The organism is Winogradskyella arenosi (genome assembly GCF_003337305.1).
Taxonomy (GTDB): Bacteria; Bacteroidota; Bacteroidia; order Flavobacteriales; family Flavobacteriaceae; genus Winogradskyella; species Winogradskyella arenosi.
Genome location: NZ_QPJO01000015.1, coordinates 1 through 3,265 on the forward strand (window position 1 = coordinate 1; position 3,265 = coordinate 3,265).

The following is a 3,265-nucleotide window of genomic DNA, read 5'->3' on the forward strand; positions in this document are numbered from 1 at the left end:
GGTAGGTTTTTTTTCGCCAGTGTTCATTTTGTGTTTTCATAAGTGACTATAATTAAAGGTTTAATTTTTAGTCAACCTATTTCAGGAAAATTCATCTGAGGAATTACGCACAACGTGTTTGTGTATGATTTCGTTGCGTGTTTAAGCACTAAAGTTAGCAAATAAATCACAGATAGAAAGTCCGCGAGGACTTTCGTAAGTAGGCTATAACTAGCAATGAATTATACACGGTGTTGGCAACTGGCTTTTATTTTTTTCGTTCTATTTTTATTGGGTTTTGTCGAGTATCAAAAACATCATTTATTTCAATTCTATTCTTTTTTCTATTTATCCAATAAATGACTTTATAATTTTTATAGACTAGATATCTAAACCCTTGGTTTCTGTTTTTAAGAAGTTCTTCGGCTTGTCCAATTTCTGGTTGCCTTTGTAATTTTAAAGTTTCGTTATAAATGCCGTTAACGAGTTTTTTTGCTATTCGAATTCCAGCTTTTTCTCGATGATATTGATAAATTTTTTCTAGTTCTTTTTGAGAAAAATCAGTCCAAAATAATTTTAATTCCATTTATCAATCTTGGCTTTTAATTCGCTAGATTCTATTAGTCGACCATTTATTGAATCTTCCATAGATTTATCAATTCGAGAATTAAATTCCTCGATTGTCATTGGTTTAAAATCATCATTATCGAAATTCTTGTTTTCTTTTTTAAGGATTTTTTCAAGTCGTGAAATAACATCTTCACTTTGAATCTTTAAAAATTCTTGAATAAGTTCCAGTTTTCTTGTTTGTAAATCCATCTTATTAGCTTTTTATCAAAGATACAAAATTATCAAATTAAACCTCTAATTTTCTTGCTTTCACGAATTTCACAGCTTGTTGCCAACGTGTTTGTATATGGTTTGTTGCGTGTTTAAGCAACTAAGTTAACAAATAAAAACCGAATAGAAAATCCGAGAGGATTTTCGTAAGTAGGCTAGAACTAGCAATAAATTATATACGGTGTTAGCATTAGTTTTTTAATATTCTTTGTATTCGTCTATTAATATAAAATTCAAAAGAGAACGACAAATTCTAAAATATTCATAGAAGTCATCTGAACAAACAAAAGGTTTCCATTCAGCTCCCCAAGCAGGTTCTGGGTGAACTAGAGTTATTCTTGTTGAATATCCGTCTTTAATGAAATTCAATAAATTTTCTCCATTTTCAATTTCTTTATTAAAAACACTTTTCAATAGTTTGAAATTTAGTCTTGTATCAAAGTCTCCATATTTTTTCTGAATCAGATGCAAGCAACCTTCAAGACAAAAGAATACATTAGCGATAGCCTCTTCTGCATTAATCGTGTTTTCCCAATGCATTATTGACTTTACAAAATAATTGCAAGTTCGAAGTAATAACTCATCTTGAATACTAATTTTGTCAAATATTTTTTCAAAAGAATTTTTATGATTTTCAAAATTTTTAAATTTATAATATGTTGAATCATAAATAGGAACTCTATTCCAAGGTCTTACTCCAATTGGCGTAAATTTTATATTTAACTCAAAGTATTCTTTTAAGAAAATAGTTTTTAAATTATCAGGTATTTTAGAAATACAATCCCAACCAATTTCTACTGTATTATATCCTGTAAAATATAAATAGAATCTTTGACCTTCTCCTGAACATAAAATTGCAGTTGCAAGTTTTAATTCGTTTCGAGTCAACCAATTTATAACTGACGAATCAAGAATGTTACTGTCAATTGAAATTTTATTTTTTGTCCAAATGATTGGTAATTGATTTTGAATGGAATAGTGGCAATTTTTTCTATTTAATTCAAAATTAGGATAGATTCCTTCGGGATTCAAAACTCGATATCTTACGAAATATTTGTCTTTGTGATTGTTTAGTTTCTTTAGAGCTTTGGTTAGGTAAGGTTGAAGTTCTATTCTATCGTCTCTTGTCAATTTATCGTGACTTAATGCATTTATCAAAAGAGATTTAATAATAGAAGGATGTGCAAAATATTTTTCTAACTCTTTACTTGGTCTTGGCAATTCTAATAAATTAAGAATTTGAAAGAATGTATCTTCAAATTTTTCTTGAGAATTTGTATTTATTTTTTCCGAAATGTCGATGAAAAATTTTTTGTAATCATTTTTTTCTGTTTCTCTCATTCTCGTTTTTGGAAATTAATGCTAACGGTTTTGTGTATGATTAGTGGCGTGTTTTAGCACCTAATTTAGCAAATAAAAACCGAATAGAAAATCCGAGAGGATTTTCGTAAGTAGGCGAGAACCAGCCATTAATTATACACGGTGTTAGCCTTTGTTATTTTTCAATTTTCAGTAATTGTTTATCCGAATGGCGAACCAATTACGTGAAGAACAACATCCGAAATAAAATGGACTATCATAGCCATTATTAAGCCATAACGCCAAAATATCCAACCAAATGTTGTTCCTGTTATCACATTTCCCAATATTATAGTTCCGATTACAATTGGTGTTTGGTCGAAATAATTACTTGACATTGGAATATGAATAAGTCCAAATAATAAAGCAGTTATTATATTTCCAGTCCATACTATTCGATTGGAAGCTTTTTTTGTTTTAATAATGTATTTAATTACCGTTACAATTAATGACATAATACCTAAACGGAATATTATTTCTTCAGTAATTCCAGCTGAAAATGATGCAAATAGATTAGGAATTGCAGAAGGATGTTTAGCTTTTGCAGTACCTATTGGAAGTATAAATTCTTGAATTTTAAGTAACCCTAGAATAAATACCCCTAAAATGATACCGATAAATATACTTGCAAAGACTATTTTTTTATTAAAAACCTCAGAAAATGGTTTTCCAGATAATTTTTCTACAATTAAAGGTGCTCCAAGGTTTGCTTTAGCAGATACCCATAATCCAATCCAAATAAGGATAGAGCCAATAATTAAAGAAGTTACTCCATTTGAAATTATTGATTGAAGAATTGAAGAGTTCTCCAATTCACTAGCTTTAGAAGTTAATTCTTTAACAGCTCTAGAATGAGGTATATTAGCAATGGCTGCTATAACGAACATAGTTAATAAGCACCAAAAGGTTTTCCACCGGAATTCTGTCTGATTCTTTTGATTACGTATTATAGGTTTCGGTAGAGATAAGTTCATTTATTTGCCAAAGTGTTTTGTATTATACTGAAATAGGTTGACTCTTTTTGGTTACTATTTAGATAGTTCAAAAGATTTTTTTTAGCCGTTTAGAAGGCAAAAAAATAGTTTGA

General features: G+C 29.1%; 4 protein-coding genes. All 4 read right to left on the minus strand.

What is annotated here, in order from left to right:
- Positions 1 to 247: 247 nt before the first annotated feature.
- On the minus strand, positions 248 to 565 hold the full coding sequence (locus tag DFQ08_RS15890) for a type II toxin-antitoxin system RelE/ParE family toxin (RefSeq protein WP_114311025.1): 318 nt from the start codon (positions 563 to 565) through the stop codon (positions 248 to 250).
- Positions 556 to 798, minus strand: coding sequence for a hypothetical protein (locus tag DFQ08_RS15895; protein ID WP_114311026.1), 243 nt, complete (start codon positions 796 to 798; stop codon positions 556 to 558). The genes DFQ08_RS15890 and DFQ08_RS15895 overlap by 10 nt, the downstream gene beginning before the upstream one ends.
- Before the next feature lie 219 nt (positions 799 to 1,017).
- Complete coding sequence (locus DFQ08_RS15900) at positions 1,018 to 2,160, minus strand: hypothetical protein (RefSeq protein WP_114311027.1); 1,143 nt, start codon at positions 2,158 to 2,160, stop codon at positions 1,018 to 1,020.
- A gap of 179 nt (positions 2,161 to 2,339) precedes the next feature.
- Complete coding sequence (locus DFQ08_RS15905) at positions 2,340 to 3,065, minus strand: CPBP family intramembrane glutamic endopeptidase (RefSeq protein WP_173302569.1); 726 nt, start codon at positions 3,063 to 3,065, stop codon at positions 2,340 to 2,342.
- Positions 3,066 to 3,265 lie beyond the last annotated feature (200 nt).